Annotated in this window: 8 protein-coding genes; 1 reads left to right on the top strand and 7 read right to left on the bottom strand. The window is 60.5% G+C overall.

From position 1 onward, the window contains the following. Positions 1–97 precede the first annotated feature (97 nt). From PMI18_RS03585 to PMI18_RS03555, 7 genes are all read right to left on the bottom strand, one after another. Positions 98–964, bottom strand: coding sequence for an ABC transporter permease (locus tag PMI18_RS03585; RefSeq protein ID WP_007906397.1), 867 nt, complete (start codon positions 962–964; stop codon positions 98–100). A 19-nt stretch (positions 965–983) separates the two neighbouring features. Further along, positions 984–1,844, bottom strand: a complete 861-nt coding sequence (locus PMI18_RS03580; protein ID WP_007906400.1) for an ABC transporter ATP-binding protein — start codon at positions 1,842–1,844, stop codon at positions 984–986. 5 nt (positions 1,845–1,849) lie between these two features. Next, on the bottom strand, positions 1,850–2,875 hold the full coding sequence (locus tag PMI18_RS03575) for an ABC transporter substrate-binding protein (protein WP_007906401.1): 1,026 nt from the start codon (positions 2,873–2,875) through the stop codon (positions 1,850–1,852). A gap of 15 nt (positions 2,876–2,890) precedes the next feature. Further along, the gene (locus tag PMI18_RS03570; RefSeq protein ID WP_007906402.1) at positions 2,891–3,802 is read right to left on the bottom strand and encodes a TauD/TfdA dioxygenase family protein; all 912 of its coding nucleotides are present in this window, start codon (positions 3,800–3,802) and stop codon (positions 2,891–2,893) included. A 291-nt stretch (positions 3,803–4,093) separates the two neighbouring features. Further along, positions 4,094–5,461, bottom strand: a complete 1,368-nt coding sequence (locus PMI18_RS03565; RefSeq protein ID WP_007906403.1) for an HlyD family type I secretion periplasmic adaptor subunit — start codon at positions 5,459–5,461, stop codon at positions 4,094–4,096. After that, complete coding sequence (locus PMI18_RS03560; RefSeq protein ID WP_007906405.1) at positions 5,451–7,607, bottom strand: type I secretion system permease/ATPase; 2,157 nt, start codon at positions 7,605–7,607, stop codon at positions 5,451–5,453. The genes PMI18_RS03565 and PMI18_RS03560 overlap by 11 nt, the downstream gene beginning before the upstream one ends. 39 nt (positions 7,608–7,646) lie before the next feature. Next, positions 7,647–8,999 carry a TolC family outer membrane protein gene (locus PMI18_RS03555; RefSeq protein ID WP_007906408.1) on the bottom strand — a complete coding sequence of 451 codons (1,353 nt, stop codon included), beginning with the start codon at positions 8,997–8,999 and terminating at the stop codon, positions 7,647–7,649. A gap of 357 nt (positions 9,000–9,356) precedes the next feature. Here PMI18_RS03555 and PMI18_RS03550 point away from each other — a divergent pair. Continuing rightward, a partial coding sequence (locus tag PMI18_RS03550; protein ID WP_007906410.1) for a retention module-containing protein occupies positions 9,357–16,160 on the top strand: 6,804 nt, incomplete at its 3' end.

Below are 16,160 nucleotides of genomic sequence, written 5' to 3' on the forward strand. Positions count from 1 at the left end.
ACATGGATTCTTTGTCGTACACAAAATCTGCAGCCACCGAAGATCCCTTGTGGGAGCGAGCCTGCTCGCGATGAGACCAGATCAGTCACCGCAAAACTCAGCGCTGCATCCCCCACCGCTTAACAGTCACCCGCTCCAACGTATCAAACACCAGATTCTCCACCAGCAACCCAATCAGGATCACCACCGCCAACCCGGCAAACACCTTATCGGTGTACAGCTCATTACGATTCTGGAAGATGTACCAACCCAAACCACCCTTGCCGCTGGTAGCGCCAAACACCAACTCAGCAGCGATCAGCGTACGCCAGGCGAAGGCCCAGCCGATTTTCAGCCCGGCAAGAATCGACGGTAGCGCAGCCGGAATCAGGATGAACAACACGAAACGCATGCCCTTGAGGCCGTAATTACGCCCGGCCATGCGCAAGGTTTCCGAGACACCGAGAAACCCGGCATAGGTGTTCAAGGCCAACGCCCAGAGCACCGAATGCACCAGTACAAAAATCAGGCTGTTCTGCCCCAGGCCAAACCACAGCAGCGCCAGCGGCAACAGGGCAATCGCCGGCAACGGGTTGAACATCGAGGTCAGCGTGCTGAGCAAATCGCGACCGAACCGGGTCGACACTGCCAGCGTCGTCAGGACAAACGCCAGAACGATGCCGATCAGGTAACCCTTGAGCAAAACAACCAGCGAAATCCACACCTTGCCCAGCAGTTCGCCGCTGAGCAGGCCGTCCTGCAGCGCGCTGGCGGTTTGCAAAAAGCTCGGCAGCAGCAGGTCGTTATTCTGATAACGGGCGACGGCCTCCCAAAGCACCGCGAGCAAAATCAGGATCAGGCTTTTACGCAGCCAGCCTTGCTGCCAGAGACGCTGGCCGAGCGGCAATTCACGCTCCAGCGGTACGCTGGTCAGCGGCTGCAAAACAGTTTCGTACTCTTTACGCGCAGATGATGAATGGCTCATCGGGCAATCCTCCAATGGCTCAATAAGCGATGCGAATGTCGGCGAAATCCAGTGCACGCTCGGTTTCCGGCGACTGACCTTCATCAAACAACAGCCGATGAATCCGCCGCGCCGATTCCTGGAACGCCACGCCCCCCAAACTGTGCAAGTCGTATTGATGGCTGTGGACTTCCGCCCGCACCCGCCCCGGATGAGGCGACAGCAGCAAAATCCGGTTGCCCACCACCAACGCCTCTTCGATGGAGTGAGTGACGAACAGCAACGTGAAACGCACCTCCTCCCAGAGCAGCAACAACTCTTCCTGCATCTTGCGTCGGGTCAGCGCGTCGAGGGCGGCGAAGGGCTCGTCCATCAACAGGATCTTCGGCTGCATCGCCAAGGCGCGAGCAATGGCCACGCGAGCTTTCATGCCGCCAGACAAGGTATGCGGATAGGCATCGGCAAACGCCGCCAGACCGACTTTGTCCAGATAATGCAGCGCCCGCTCTTCAGCCTCTTTGCGCTTGAGGGTTTTGGAAGCGAGCAGCGCAAACATCACGTTCTGTTTGACGGTTTTCCACGGCGGCAGCTGATCGAACTCCTGGAACACCACGATCCGGTCTGGCCCTGGCGCATCGACCCGCTGGCCTTGCAGGCGAATCTCACCCTCACAGGGCTGAATGAACCCGGCAACAGCTTTGAGCAACGTCGATTTGCCGCAGCCGGAAGGACCGAGCAGCACAAAGCGGTCCGCCGGATCGATCTCGAAACTGACCTGATGGGTCGCTCGAACCACCCGCGCAGGCGTGCGGTATTCCAGGCTGACCTGGTCGACCGACAGCAGCGCTTGAGCTGCCGCGATCGGCTTGCTGGCCGTGTGGCCTTGCAAAGGGGCGTTCATGTCGGTCAGCTCCCTTGCAGCGGTTTGGTGTCTTGGAAGAAGTAATCCTTCCACGAATCCGGTTTGTTTTTGATCGCACCGACGCGGTAGAGGAACTCGGCCAGCGGGTAGGTGTTTTTCGGCGTGATGCTGAATTCGAACTGCGGGTTGTCGATGATTTTCAGCAATGCCGCGCGGTCGATTTTGGCCTTGGTGACGCGGATGTAAGTGTCGGCCGCCGCACCTTTATCGTTCTGCGCAAACTCAGCCGCTTCGGTCAGTGCGGCGATGAAGGCTTTGTAGGTTTTCGGGTTTTCGTTGCGAAATTTCTCGGTGGCGAACAGCACGGTCGGCGAGTTCGGACCCAGCAAGTCATAGGTGTTCAGCACCACATGCACGTTGGGGTTTTGCAGCGCCTGATCCTGGAACGGCGGGTTGGAGAAGTGCCCACTCAACTCGGTGCCACCGGCAATCAGTGCCGCGGTGGCATCCGGGTGCGGAACGGCGATGGTGTACTTGTCGAGGCGATTGAATTCCTTGTCGCCCCATTGCTTGGCCGCCGCGTATTGCAAGAAGCGCGACTGCACCGAGACCCCGACCGCCGGCACCGCAATGCGGTCCTTTTCGGTGAAGTCGGCAATGGTTTTGACCTTGGGATTATTGCTCACCAGGTAGTAAGGGAAGTTGCCCAGGGAGGCCACGGCTTTGACGTTTTGCTTGCCGTGGGTGCGGTCCCAAATGGTCAGCAGCGGGCCGACGCCGGCACCGGCAATGTCGATGGAACCGGAGAGCAACGCATCATTGACGGCCGAACCGCCAGAGAGCTGAGTCCAGTCGACCTTGATGTCGATGCCTTCCTGCTTGCCGTACTTCTCGATCAGGTTCTGATCGCGCACCACGTTAAGCAGCAGATAAACGATGCCGAACTGTTCGGCGATACGGATTTCACCTTCGGCGTGAGCCACAGTCGGCGCTACCAGGCTGCCGGCGAGCAGGCTGAAACCCAGGCCAATGGCCGCAGCCAAGGGTGCAAATGGAAGACGTTTGGACATGGGAATTCTCCGAAATCAGAAAGGCGCGTCGCCCTGGATGGTGGTGCGATACAACTTGCGGCGCAGATGACTGGGGCATCCGGCGGCAAGGTGGATCAGCGAACGGTTGTCCCAGAACACCAGGTCGTGGGCCTGCCATTGATGGCGGTAAATGTTTTGCGCCAGCACGCTGTGGGCGTAGAGCTCATCGAGTAATTGTTTGCTCTCGTCTTCCGGCAAACCGACGATGCGGGTGGTGAAGCCCTCGCTGACGAACAACGCTTTGCGGCCGTTTTCCGGGTGGGTGCGGACGATGGGGTGAACCACTTCGGCAACTTGAGCGAGTTGCTCCGGTGTCAGGGTCGGGCGCCAATTGCCTTCGAATTTGCTCTCGCTGTAGCGCGCGGTATAGGAATGCGCGGCCGAGCGCCCTTTGACGGCTTTGCGCAGTGCTTCGGGCAGGCTGTCCCAGGCTTTGTGCATGTCGGCGAACAGCGTGTCACCACCTTCGGACGGCAGCTCTTGGGCATGCAGCATCGAGCCCAGGCTCGGCAGTTCTTTATAAGACAGGTCCGAATGCCAGAACTTGCCGGCATCACCAAGACCGATGGATTGGCCGTTTTCGATGATGTTGGAAACGATGAGGATTTCCGGATGCCCGGCCAACAGGAACTGCTTGAGCACGTGGATCTGCAACACACCGAAACGGCGGCTGAAGGCGATCTGCTGATCGGGAGTAATGCGCTGGTCGCGGAACACCACCACGTGATGATCCAGGTGCGCGCGATGGACGCGTGCGAAGTCCCGGTCGTTGATCGGACGGGACAGGTCCAGGCCGATGATTTCGGCACCGACAGCACCGCTAAATGGCCGGACTTCGAAGGCTTGCGACGCGATGGCGGCGACGCTGGTTGACACAGGCTTTGGAGAAAAAGAGACCACTGACATAAAAATCACTCCCACGCACAGCGCGCTCAAGGGCGCGCATCGATCAGAAACTCACGGAGGTCCCGTGTTGGTTCGTGTCGTGCGGCGCGCCGATTGGTCGGCAGGTACGCAGGGGAGTGACTTTATAGGTATAAGAATTGAAATTTAAATACCGTTAGAGAATAACGATATGGCTTTTGAATTGTGGTTGCTTTGAGGACGCTTTCGCGGGCAAGCCTCGCTCCTACAGAAGCCCGCGTCCCTGTAGGAGCGAGGCTTGCCCGCGAAGAGGCCGTCAGCCCCAACCGAGAATCACCGCTCGTGCAACGCCTCGGCGCGCGCCCGAATAATCGGCTTGAGCAAATAACTGAGTACGGTCTTCTTGCCGGTAATGATGTCCACCGACGCCACCATCCCCGGGATGATCAGTAACGGTTTTTCATCCGTCCCAAGGTGGCTGCGATCAGTGCGCAGTTTGATGATGTAGTAAGTGGTCTTCTTGTCTTCGTCGGTGATGGTGTCGGCGCCGATCTGCTCCAGCCTGGCCTTCAGCCCACCGTAGATGGTGTAGTCGTATGCAGTGAATTTCACCGTCGCTTCTTGCCCCGGGTGCAGGAAGGCGATGTCTTGCGGACGAATTTTGGCTTCTACCAGCAAGGTGTCATCCAATGGCACGATCTCCACCAGATCGCTGCCCGGCTGGATCACGCCGCCAATGGTGTTGACCAGCAACTTGTTGACGATGCCGCGCACCGGCGATGTCACCAGTGTCCGGCTAACCCGGTCTTCCAGGGCCTTGCCAGTGGCCTGTGCCTTGTTCAGGTCGGTGCGCGCTTCATTGAGTTGAGTCAGGGCTTCGCTGCGAAATTTGCCGCGCGTCTCGTCGACTTTGCGCTGCACTTCCTTGATCGCCGATTCGGCGCGAGGGATCGCCAACGTGGTGGCGTCCAGTTGGCCGCGGGTTTCGACCTCGGCACGCTTGAGTCGCAGCACTTCCACCGGAGACACCGCGCCCTGAGCCACCAACGGCTCGGACATGTTGATTTCCTGACGTTGCAGCGACAATGCGTTGCGATACTGAGACTGTTTGGAGGTGAACTCGCGCAGCTCTTGCTGACGCTGGATCAACTGCTCCTGCAGGCCACCGATTTCATCGTGCAGTTGCTGACGACGACTGATGTACAGCGACTCTTCGCTGGCGGCCTGGGTGGGAACAGCTTTGAGCACGTCGGCGGGGAAGTTCAGCGCACGGTCATCGACCTCGGCGCTCAAGCGCTCCACACGCAGCAGCATCGACAGCCGATCGGCCTCGGTTTCACCGACGTTGGAGGCAAACCGCGTGTCGTCCAGCCGAATCAGCGGCGCGCCGGCCTCGACGATTTGCCCCTCGGTGACGAACAGCTCGGAAACGATACCGCCCTCAAGGTTCTGGATTTTCTGGATCTTCGACGATGGAATTGCCTTGCCGTCGCCCTTGGTGACTTCATCGATTACCGCGAAGTTGGCCCAGAGCATCAGGAACACGAAGAAGCCGATGATCGCCCAGATCGTCAATCGCACCACGCGCGGGGCGTCTTCGATCAGCGCTTTGTTGACCTCGGGAAGGGGCTGGCCTTGCAGCGACGCGGAGCCTTTGAAATAGCGGCGGATGGAATCTTTGACCCCGGACTTAAGCAACACTGATCTGCCCCTTCTTCAACGCTTCCATGACAGCGGCTTTCGGGCCATCGGCGAGTATCTGCCCACGGTCGATCACCAGCAGACGATCCACCAGCGACAACAGCGAAGCCCGGTGCGTCACCAGCACCACGGTCTTGTTTTCCACCACCGCGGCGAGGCGTTGCTTGAGGCGTTCTTCGCCGGTGTTATCCATGGCGCTGGTCGGTTCGTCCAGCAACAGGATCGGCGGGTTGAGCAACAGCGCTCGGGCCAGGGCGACATTCTGGCGCTGACCGCCGGACAGGTTCTGCCCACGCTCACCGACTTGCAGCTCATAACCTTGCGGGTGCAGACGGGCGAATTCGTGAACGCCGGCCAGTTCCGCGGCTTGCAGCACCAATTCGTCTTCGACATAGCGCGCGCCCGACACCAAATTATCGCGCAGGGTACCGGCGAGCAACTGGATGTCCTGGGGCACGTAGCCGATGTTGTGGCGCAATTCGCTGACGTCGATCTGACGGATATCCACACCATCCACCAGCAACGCGCCGTCGTCCGGTTGATAGAGGCCCACCAGCAATTTGGCCAGAGAGCTTTTGCCCGAGCCGCTGCGGCCGATGATGCCGATCTTCTCGCCGGGCTTGATGATCAGGTTGATGCCCTTCAGCGCGGGGTTCTGCTGATCCGGGTAAGTGAAGCTCAGCTGACGGCATTCAATGGCGCCTTGCAGCACCTTGCGGCTCAGCGGGCGCTCGTCGAAATTGCGCTCCTGCGGCAGCTCCATCATCTGATCGACCGAGGTCATGGTCACGCGGGCCTGCTGGTAGCGGGTCAGCAGGCCGGACAACGAAGCCAATGGGCTGAGGGCACGACCGCTGAGCATGTAGCAAGCGATCAAGCCGCCCATGCTCAGGTGGCCGTCGATGATCTGGTACACGCCGAAGACGATCATGATCACCCCGGCCAATTGCTGGATCAGCAAGGTGATGTTCATCGCCAGACCGGACAGCATTTTCACCCGCAGCTCGAGGCGGCTGAGGGTGCCGATGGTTTGTTCCCACTGATACTGGCGTTCGCTTTCGGCGTTATTGACCTTCACCGCATCGAGACCGGCGAGGGTTTCGATCAGGCTCGACTGACGCTCGGCGCCCAGGGCCATGGTTCGTTCCATGGTCGCCACCAGCGGCTTCTGCAAGGCATAACCGATCAGCAAGGCAATCGGGAACGCCAGCACCGGAATCCACACCAGATGCCCGCCCAGGATCGCGATGACCATGAAGATCAGCAGCGTAAACGGCAGGTCGATCAGGCTGGTGAGGGTCAGCGATGCGAGAAAGTCCCGCAGGCTCTGAAACTCATGGATGTTCTGGGCGAAGCTGCCGACACGGGCCGGGCGGTATTTCATGGCCATGCCGACGATGCGCTCGAACAGCGTCGCGGAGATGATCAGGTCGGTTTTCTTGCCGGCCAGGTCCAGGCACAGGCTGCGCAGGCTCTTGAGGATCAGGTCGAACAGATAAGCACCGGTGATGCCGATGGCCAGGACCCAAAGGGTCGACTCGGCCTGGTTCGGCACCACGCGGTCGTAGACATTCATCACGAACAGCGGCGCGGCCATGGCAATGATGTTGATCAGAAAACTGGCGGCGATGGCGTCGACGTACAGCCAGCGCGAACGCTTGAGCGTGTCGCGAAACCACGAACGCGCGCGCGGGATCAGCGTGCCGTGGTTGACGTCGAATTTGTGTTGGGGCTGGGCGAAGAAGACTTTGCCGCTGTAATCGTCGGCGAGCAGTTCACGGCTGACGCAAACCTCACCACCATCGCTTTCGCTGAGCAGCAGGCGAGCCTGGTCTTCACCTTGCCAGCCAAGCAGCACCGCGCTGCGACCGTCCTTGAGCAGCAATAGCGCCGGCATGGCAATCGCCGGAATCTGCTCCAGCTTGCGTTGCAACACCCGCCCTTGTAGCCCGGCGCGAGCGGCCGCGCGGGGCAGCAGTTCGACGCTCAGGCGTTGTTTGGGTAACGGCAGGCCGGTGGTCAGCATCGCAGCGCTGGCCGGTTTCTGGTGCAAAGTGCAAAGGGCTAGCAGGCCGTCCAGTAACGGATCGTCATGCAGCGCGCGCGGATCATGAATGAGTTGAACTCGACTGACTTCTGATTCCACGCTCGACACTCTTGGCTAACGATTAAAATGAGGCAGGACTCAATTCATCCCGGGCAGCTGGACCTTGGGCTTCACGTCGTTTTGCACAACGGATGCCAATGGTGCGACCACGCCCTGACTTTTGAGCAATTCGCCCATGGTCGCCTTGATTCGGTACTGAGTAAATAACTGAATGTTTTTGATCTCGGCCAGCCGACGGGAAGCGCTGAACAGCTCGTTTTCACTGTCGAGCAGATCGAGCAAAGTGCGTTCGCCGAGGCTGAACTGTTTCTGGTAAGCACTGCGTACACTGGCGCTGCGATCGACATATTGCTGGGCGATCGGCACTTGGGCATTGGCGTTGTTCAAGGCATTCCAGGCCAGGCCCAGTTCTTCATTCAGTACGCGCAGGGCGTTGTTGCGAATATCCAGCGCCTGGTTCGACAGGTAGGACTTGGATTCCAGATCAGCCTTGTTGCTACCACCGGCGAACAAATTGAAGCGCATGCGCAGCATGGCCTGCCATTCGTTGCTGTGACCATTCTGACCATCAATATCGTTGTCGGCGCTGCGACCCAGTTCGGCATCGAAGCGCGGGTAGAAGCTCGACTTGGCGGCTTCGTACTGCTTCTCGGCGGCGGCGATATCGGATTCGGCGGAGCGCAGGATCGGGCTGTTTTCCAGCATCTGCGCCCGCGCTTCATTCAGGTTGGCCGGCAACAGCGCCATGAAATCGGCGGGCCGCTCCAGTTGATCGGGCATCTGGCCGACGGCGCTGAGGAAGTTGGTTTCGGCATCGGCCAGGTTGGTCTGTTCAGTGATCAGGTTGTTGCGGGCCTGGGCCATGCGCGCATCGGCCTGATCAAGGTCGGCGCCGCTGCCCACGCCGCGCTGGGTGCGCAATTTGATCTGGTCAAGAATCCGTTCGTGGTTCTTCAGGTTGTCTTCGGCCAGGCGCACGAATTCGCGGCGGGTCAATACATCGAGATAGACCTGAGCGACGGTCAGCCCGGTACGTTCTGATGTGCCCAGCAAGGAATAAGCGCGGGAATTAACGGTGGCTTGTTGACGCCCCACTTCGCTGGACGTCGCAAAACCGTCAAATACCATCTGCGACAGACGTAAACTTGACTCGCTACGGCTCAACGTTTCCCAGTGGTTATTGTTGCCAGCGGCGCGGGTGGTGACGCTGTCAGTGCCTTCGCGACCGTAACCACCGAGCAGATCGACCCGTGGCAGGTATCCACCTTTGGCGGCCTTTAACTGATAATCCGCGGCCAATCGGCTGTTAACCCCTGCCTGAATTTCCGGATGGACGTCCAGCGCCTGCTGCATGGCCTGCGGGAGGCTTTGCGCCTGAACAAAGCTGGCGGCAAGGGCGAAGGGTAGAACCTTGAACAGGTGCAAACGCATAGTTGGAATTTCCCGGGACTTCTTGTCTTGAATCACTGCAAAACGTGGCGCTGCATCGGATGATGGCAACCGGAATGACCGTATGTCGGAAAGTTAAAAATCGGAACTGGGTCACACACTGTAGAACAGGTCGCCGCTTAAATATCAATGTGACATTACTGGGACGATTGTTTAGGATGGCTCCCATAAGGTCAATAGTTTGGCATAAAGTTAATTTCGAAAAAATATAGCCAAATTATTGACTATAACGCGTCAAAGTTATGCACCAAATATTTTGAAAGTACATCCAGCCCCGATCGGCGAACACGCTGACCGGTACATGGAAGTCAACTGAACGTGACACCCGGAGAGTCTTCAATGAGCAGTGTTGTTGCCATCGTCAAAAGCATTGTTGGTCAGGTTTTCGCGGTGTCGCCAGAAGGCATCCGCCGCGTACTCGTTGAAGGCGACCGGTTGTTGGTCGGCGATCAGGTAGACACCGGTGCCGCCGGCGCCATTACGCTCGAACTGGCTGATGGCCGGACTCTGGACCTGGGCCGCGACACTCAGTGGAGCGGCAGCGATCCGGATTCCAGCACCGACCTTGCGCAAGCCACTGCACAAGCCGCGCCATCGGTTGACGAATTGCAGCAAGCCATCGCCGCCGGCGTCGACCCGACCACCGCTCTTGAAGCCACCGCGGCCGGCCCTACGGCTGCGAGCGGGGGCGGCTCTACCGGTGGTGGCCACAGCTTCGTGGCCCTGGAGGCAACCGCTGCCCGGGTCGACCCGACTATCGGCTTCCCGACAGAGGGCCTCGCCACTGCTGCCTTGGCAACACAAGACACCCTCGGCGGTCAGACTGCCGATACCAGCACCAATGCCCTGCGCGAATCGACCCTGAGCCTGAGCGCCACGCCGACCATCACTGAGGCCGGTGGCGTGCTGGTCTACACCGCGACCCTGACCCAGGCGCCGCTGACCGACCTGACCATTACCCTGTCCAACGGCTCGGTGATCGTGATTGCAGCCGGCCAAACCACCGGCACCGTCAACGTTCCGCTGGCACCGAACGACACTGTTTATAACGATCCGACCCAGATCAACGTGACCGTCACCGGCACCACCGGCGGCAGCGGTATCGTGGTCACCCCGCCGACTACTCCGGCCGTGACCCAGGTCACCGACACCGTCGACACCACCACCGTCACACTGTCAGCGGGTTCGACCGTCACCGAAGGCGGGCAGATCACCTACACAGCGACATTGACCAACCCGGCGCAAACGCCGGTCACCGTCACTCTGTCCAACGGTTCGACCATCACCATCGCCGCTGGCAACACCACCGGCAGCGTCAACGTTCCGACGCCGGCCAACGACGTCTACAACAATGGCAGTACCGTCAGCACCACGATTACCGGCGCGACTGGCGGCAACTTCGAAAATCTGGTGCCGAATCCAACCCCGGCCGTCACCACCATTACCGATTCTGCCGACACCACCACCGTCACGCTGACGGCGGGCTTGACCGTCACCGAAGGCGGTCAGATCACTTACACCGCGACCCTGACCAACCCGGCGCAGACGCCAGTCACCGTCACCCTGTCCAACGGTTCGACCATCACCATCGATGCCGGCCAGACCACCGGCAGCGTGAACGTTCCGACGCCGGCCAATGACGTCTACAACAATGGCAGCACCGTCAACACCACGATCACCGGGACTACCGGTGGCAACTTCGAGAATCTGGTGCCGAACCCGACTCCGGCTGTCACCACCATTACCGATTCGGTCGACGACACTGGCCTGACCCTGTCCGCCACCGACAGCGTCACCGAAGGCGGCCAGATCACCTACACCGCGACCCTGACCAACCCGGCGCAGACACCAGTCACCGTGACCCTGTCCAACGGTTCGACCATCACCATCGAAGCCGGTAAAACCACCGGTTCCGTGAACGTCGACACCCCTGCCAATGACATCTACAACAACGGCAGCACCGTCAGCACCACAATTACGGGCGCTACCGGCGGCAACTTCGAGAACCTGGTACCGAGCACCACGCCTGCCGTCACCACCATCACCGACTCGATCGACAACACCGGCCTGAGCCTCAGCGCCACCGGCACCGTCGTCGAAGGCGGCCAGATCACCTACACCGCCACCCTGACAAACCCGGCCGGCACGCCGATGACCGTGACCTTGAGCAACGGCTCGGTCATTACCATCGAAGCGGGCAAGACCACCGGCAGCGTGACCGTCGATACGCCGCCCAACGACGTCTACAACAACGGCAGCACCGTCAGCACTACGATCACCGGCACCACCGGCGGCAATTTCGAACAACTGACCCCGAGTACAGAGCCAGCGCTCACCACCATTACCGACTCGAAAGACGACACCGGCCTGAGCCTGTCGGCGTCCACCGAAGTGGCCGAAGGTGGTCAGATTCTGTACACCGCGACATTGACCAATCCGGCCGGCACGCCGGTCACTGTGACCTTGAGCAACGGCGCGGTGATCACCATCGCCGCTGGCGCGACCACCGGCAGTGTGAGCGTCGATGCGCCTGCCGATGATGTTTATAAAGATGCCGGCAAGGTCGAAGTCACCATTACGGACGCCGCGGGTGGCAACTTTGAGAACCTGGTGACGGACCCGGCGGCAGCGGTCACCGAGGTGACCGATACCCTCGACACGTCGACGGTCAATCTGACGGGGACGTCTACTGTCGCTGAAGGCGGGACCGTGGTTTACACCGCGTCCGTCAACGCACCGGTCACCGGTTCGCCAGTCGTTGTGACCCTGTCCAACGGCCAGACCATTACCATTCCGGTTGGCGCCAGCAGCGGTTCTGTCAACTTCACCGCGCCGAACGATGCGCTGGCTGGCGGCGGCTCGTTGAGCGTGAAGATCGACGATGCCAAGGGCGGTAACTACGAGAAGCTGGAAGTCGACGGCAAGTCGGCGGACACCTCGATCACTGATACCGCTGACACGACTAACCTGTCGCTGACTGCCAGCGGTTCGGTGGATGAAGGCGGCCAGATCACCTACACGGCAACCCTGACCAATGCAGCCGGCACACCGGTCACCGTGACCCTGAGCAACGGCGCCGTGATCACCATCGAAGCGGGCAAAACCACCGGTTCCGTGACCGTCGATGCGCCAAAAGACGACGTCTACAAAGACGCCGGCACCGTCCAGGCAACCATCAAAGACGCGACTGGTGGCAACTTCGAGAACCTGGTCGCCAGCGATACACCGGCAGTCACCACCGTTAACGACACCATCGACACCAGCACCGTTTCGCTGACTGCCACCGCGAGCGTCGCTGAAGGCGAGACCGTGGTTTACACGGCGTCCGTATCGGCGCCGGTCACCGGTTCGCCGGTGGTTGTGACCTTGTCCAACGGCCAGACCATTACTATTCCGGTTGGCGCCAACAGCGGTTCTGTCAACTTCACCGCGCCGAACGATGCGCTGGCTGGCGGCGGCTCGTTGAGCGTGAAGATTGACGATGCCAAGGGCGGTAACTACGAGAAGCTGGAAGTCGATGGCAAGTCGGCGGACACCTCGATCACTGACACCGCTGACACGACTAACCTGTCGCTGACCGCGACCGGCACCGTGGATGAAGGCGGCCAGATCACCTACACCGCGACCCTGACCAATGCGGCCGGTACACCGGTCACCGTGACCCTGAGCAACGGCGCCGTGATCACCATCGAAGCGGGCAAAACCACCGGCTCCGTGACCGTCGATGCACCAAAGGACGACGTCTACAAAGACGCCGGCACCGTCGAAGCGACCATCAAAGACGCGACCGGCGGCAACTTCGAGAACCTGGTCACCAGCGATACACCAGCGGTAACCACCGTTAACGACACCATCGACACGTCGACCGTCAATCTGACGGCGACCTCAAGTGTGGCTGAAGGCGGAACCGTGGTTTACACCGCATCCCTCAGCGCACCAGTCACCGGTTCGCCAGTGGTCGTCAGCCTGTCCAACGGCCAGACCATCACCATCCCGGTCGGCTCGAGCAGCGCCAGCGTCAACTTCACCGCACCAAACGATGCCCTGGCTGGCGGCGGTTCCCTGAGCGTCAAGATTGATGACGCCAAAGGTGGCAACTACGAGAAGCTGGAAGTCGATGGCAAGTCGGCGGACACCTCGATCACCGATACCCAGGACACCACTACCCTCAGCCTGTCGGCGACTGACTCGGTCGCAGAAGGCGGTTCCATCGTTTACACCGCGACCCTGACCAATGCCGCCGGGACTCCGGTGACCGTGACCCTGTCGAACGGTGCAATCATCACCATCGCCGCCGGTGCGACTACCGGCAGCGTGACCGTCGACGCACCAAAGGACGATGTCTACAAAGACGCCGGCACCGTCGAAGCAACCATAAAAAGCGCGACCGGCGGCAACTTCGAGAACCTGGCCACCAATCCGGCGGCTGCGGTTACCGACGTCACCGATACCCTCGACACCTCGATCGTCAACCTCACGGCGACGTCTACCGTGGCCGAAGGCGGGACCGTTGTTTACACCGCCTCCGTGTCCGCTCCGGTCACCGGTTCGCCGGTGGTTGTGACCTTGTCCAACGGCCAGACCATCACCATCCCGGTCGGTTCAAGCAGCGCCAGCGTCAACTTCACTGCACCAAACGATGCGCTGGCCGGTGGCAGCTCGCTGAGCGTGAAGATCGACGATGCGAAGGGCGGCAACTACGAGAAGCTGGAGGTCGACGGCAAGTCGGCGGACACCTCGATCACCGATACCCAGGACACCACTACCCTCAGCCTGTCGGCGACCGACTCAGTCGCTGAAGGTGGTTCCATCGTTTACACCGCGAGCCTGACCAACGCCGCCGGCATACCGGTCATCGTGACCTTGTCGAACGGTGCCGTCATCACCATCGCCGCTGGCGCGACCACCGGCAGCGTGAGCGTCGATGCGCCTGCCGATGATGTTTATAAAGATGCCGCCAAGGTTGAAGTCACCATCACAGACGCCGCTGGTGGCAACTTTGAGAACCTGGTGACGGACCCGGCAGCAGCGGTCACCGAGGTGACTGACACTCTCGACACTTCGACGGTCAATCTGACGGCGACGTCTACTGTCGCTGAAGGCGGCACCGTGGTTTACACCGCGTCCGTCAACGCACCAGTCACCGGTTCGCCAGTCGTTGTGACCCTGTCCAACGGCCAAACCATCACCATTCCGGTTGGCGCCAGCAGCGGTTCTGTCAACTTCACCGCGCCGAACGATGCGCTGGCTGGCGGCGGCTCGTTGAGCGTAAAGATCGACGATGCCAAGGGCGGTAATTACGAGAAACTGGAGGTCGACGGCAAGTCAGCGGACACCTCGATCACTGACACCGCTGACACTACCAACCTGTCGCTGACCGCGACCGGTACCGTGGATGAAGGCGGCCAGATCACCTACACGGCAACCCTGACCAACGCGGCCGGTACACCGGTCACCGTGACTCTGAGCAACGGCGCCGTCATCACTATCGCTGCCGGCGCTACCACTGGTTCCGTGACTGTCGATGCGCCAAAAGACGACGTCTATAAAGACACCGGCACCGTCGAAGCGACCATCAAAGGCGCGACCGGCGGCAACTTCGAGAACCTGGTCGTCAACGATACACCGGCGGTGACCACCGTTAACGACACCATCGACACCACAACCGTTTCGCTGACTGCCACCGCGAACGTCGCCGAAGGCGAAACCGTGGTCTACACCGCATCCGTCAGCGCACCAGTCACCGGTTCGCCAGTCGTTGTGACCCTATCCAACGGCCAGACCATCACCATCCCGGTCGGCTCGAGCAGCGCCAGCGTCAACTTCACCGCGCCAAACGACGCCTTGGCTGGCGGCGGTTCCCTGAGCGTCAAGATTGACGATGCCAAGGGCGGTAACTACGAGAAGCTGGAAGTCGACGGCAAGTCGGCCGACACCTCGATCACCGATACCCAGGACACCACGACCCTCAGCCTGTCGGCGACTGACTCGGTCGCAGAAGGCGGTTCCATCGTTTACACCGCGACCCTGACCAACACCGCCGGGGCTCCGGTCACCGTCACGTTGAGCAACGGCGCCGTGATCACCATCGCCGCTGGCGCGACTACGGGCAGCGTGACTGTCGATGCGCCGAAGGACGACGTCTACAAAGACGCCGGCCAAGTCGAAGTGACGATCAAAGATGCCGTGGGCGGCAACTTTGAAAACCTGGCCACCAATCCGGCGGCTGCGGTCACCAACGTCACAGATACCCTCGACACCTCGACCGTTAATCTGACGGCGACGTCCACCGTGGCCGAAGGCGGGACCGTGGTTTACACCGCGTCCGTGACATCGCCTGTCACCGGTTCGCCGGTGGTTGTCACCCTGTCCAACGGCCAGACCATCACCATTCCGGTCGGCTCGAGCAGCGCCAGCGTGAATTTCACTGCGCCGAACGATGCTTTGGCCGGCGGTGGTTCACTGAGCGTCAAAATCGACGATGCCAAGGGTGGTAACTACGAGAAACTGGAAGTCGATGGCAAGTCGGCAGAGACCTCGATCACTGACACGTCGGACACCACAACTCTCAGCCTGAGCGCAACCAATGCCGTGGCTGAGGGCGGGTCGATTGTTTACACCGCGAGCCTGACCAATGCGGCCGGCACACCGGTCATCGTGACCTTGTCGAACGGTGCCGTCATCACCATCGCCGCCGGCGCTACCACCGGTTCCGTGACTGTCGATGCGCCGAAAGACGATGTCTACAAAGACGCCGGCCAGGTCGAAGTCACCATCAAGGACGCCGCAGGCGACAACTTTGAAAACCTGGCCACCAATCCGGCAGCGGCGGTCACCGAGGTGACTGACACCCTCGACACCTCGACCGTGAACCTGACCGCGACGTCCACCGTCGCCGAAGGCGGCATCGTGGTTTACACCGCGTCCGTCAGCGCACCAGTCACCGGCTCGCCGGTGGTTGTGACCCTGTCCAACGGCCAGACCATCACCATTCCGGTCGGCTCGAGCAGCGCCAGCGTCAACTTCGCTGCGCCTAACGATGCACTGGCCGGCGGCAGCTCGCTAAGCGTCAAGATCGACGATGCGAAGGGCGGCAACTACGAGAAACTGGAAGTCGACGGCAAGTCGGCGGACACCTCGATC

This window comes from Pseudomonas sp. GM102 (assembly GCF_000282555.1).
Taxonomy (GTDB): domain Bacteria; phylum Pseudomonadota; class Gammaproteobacteria; order Pseudomonadales; family Pseudomonadaceae; genus Aquipseudomonas.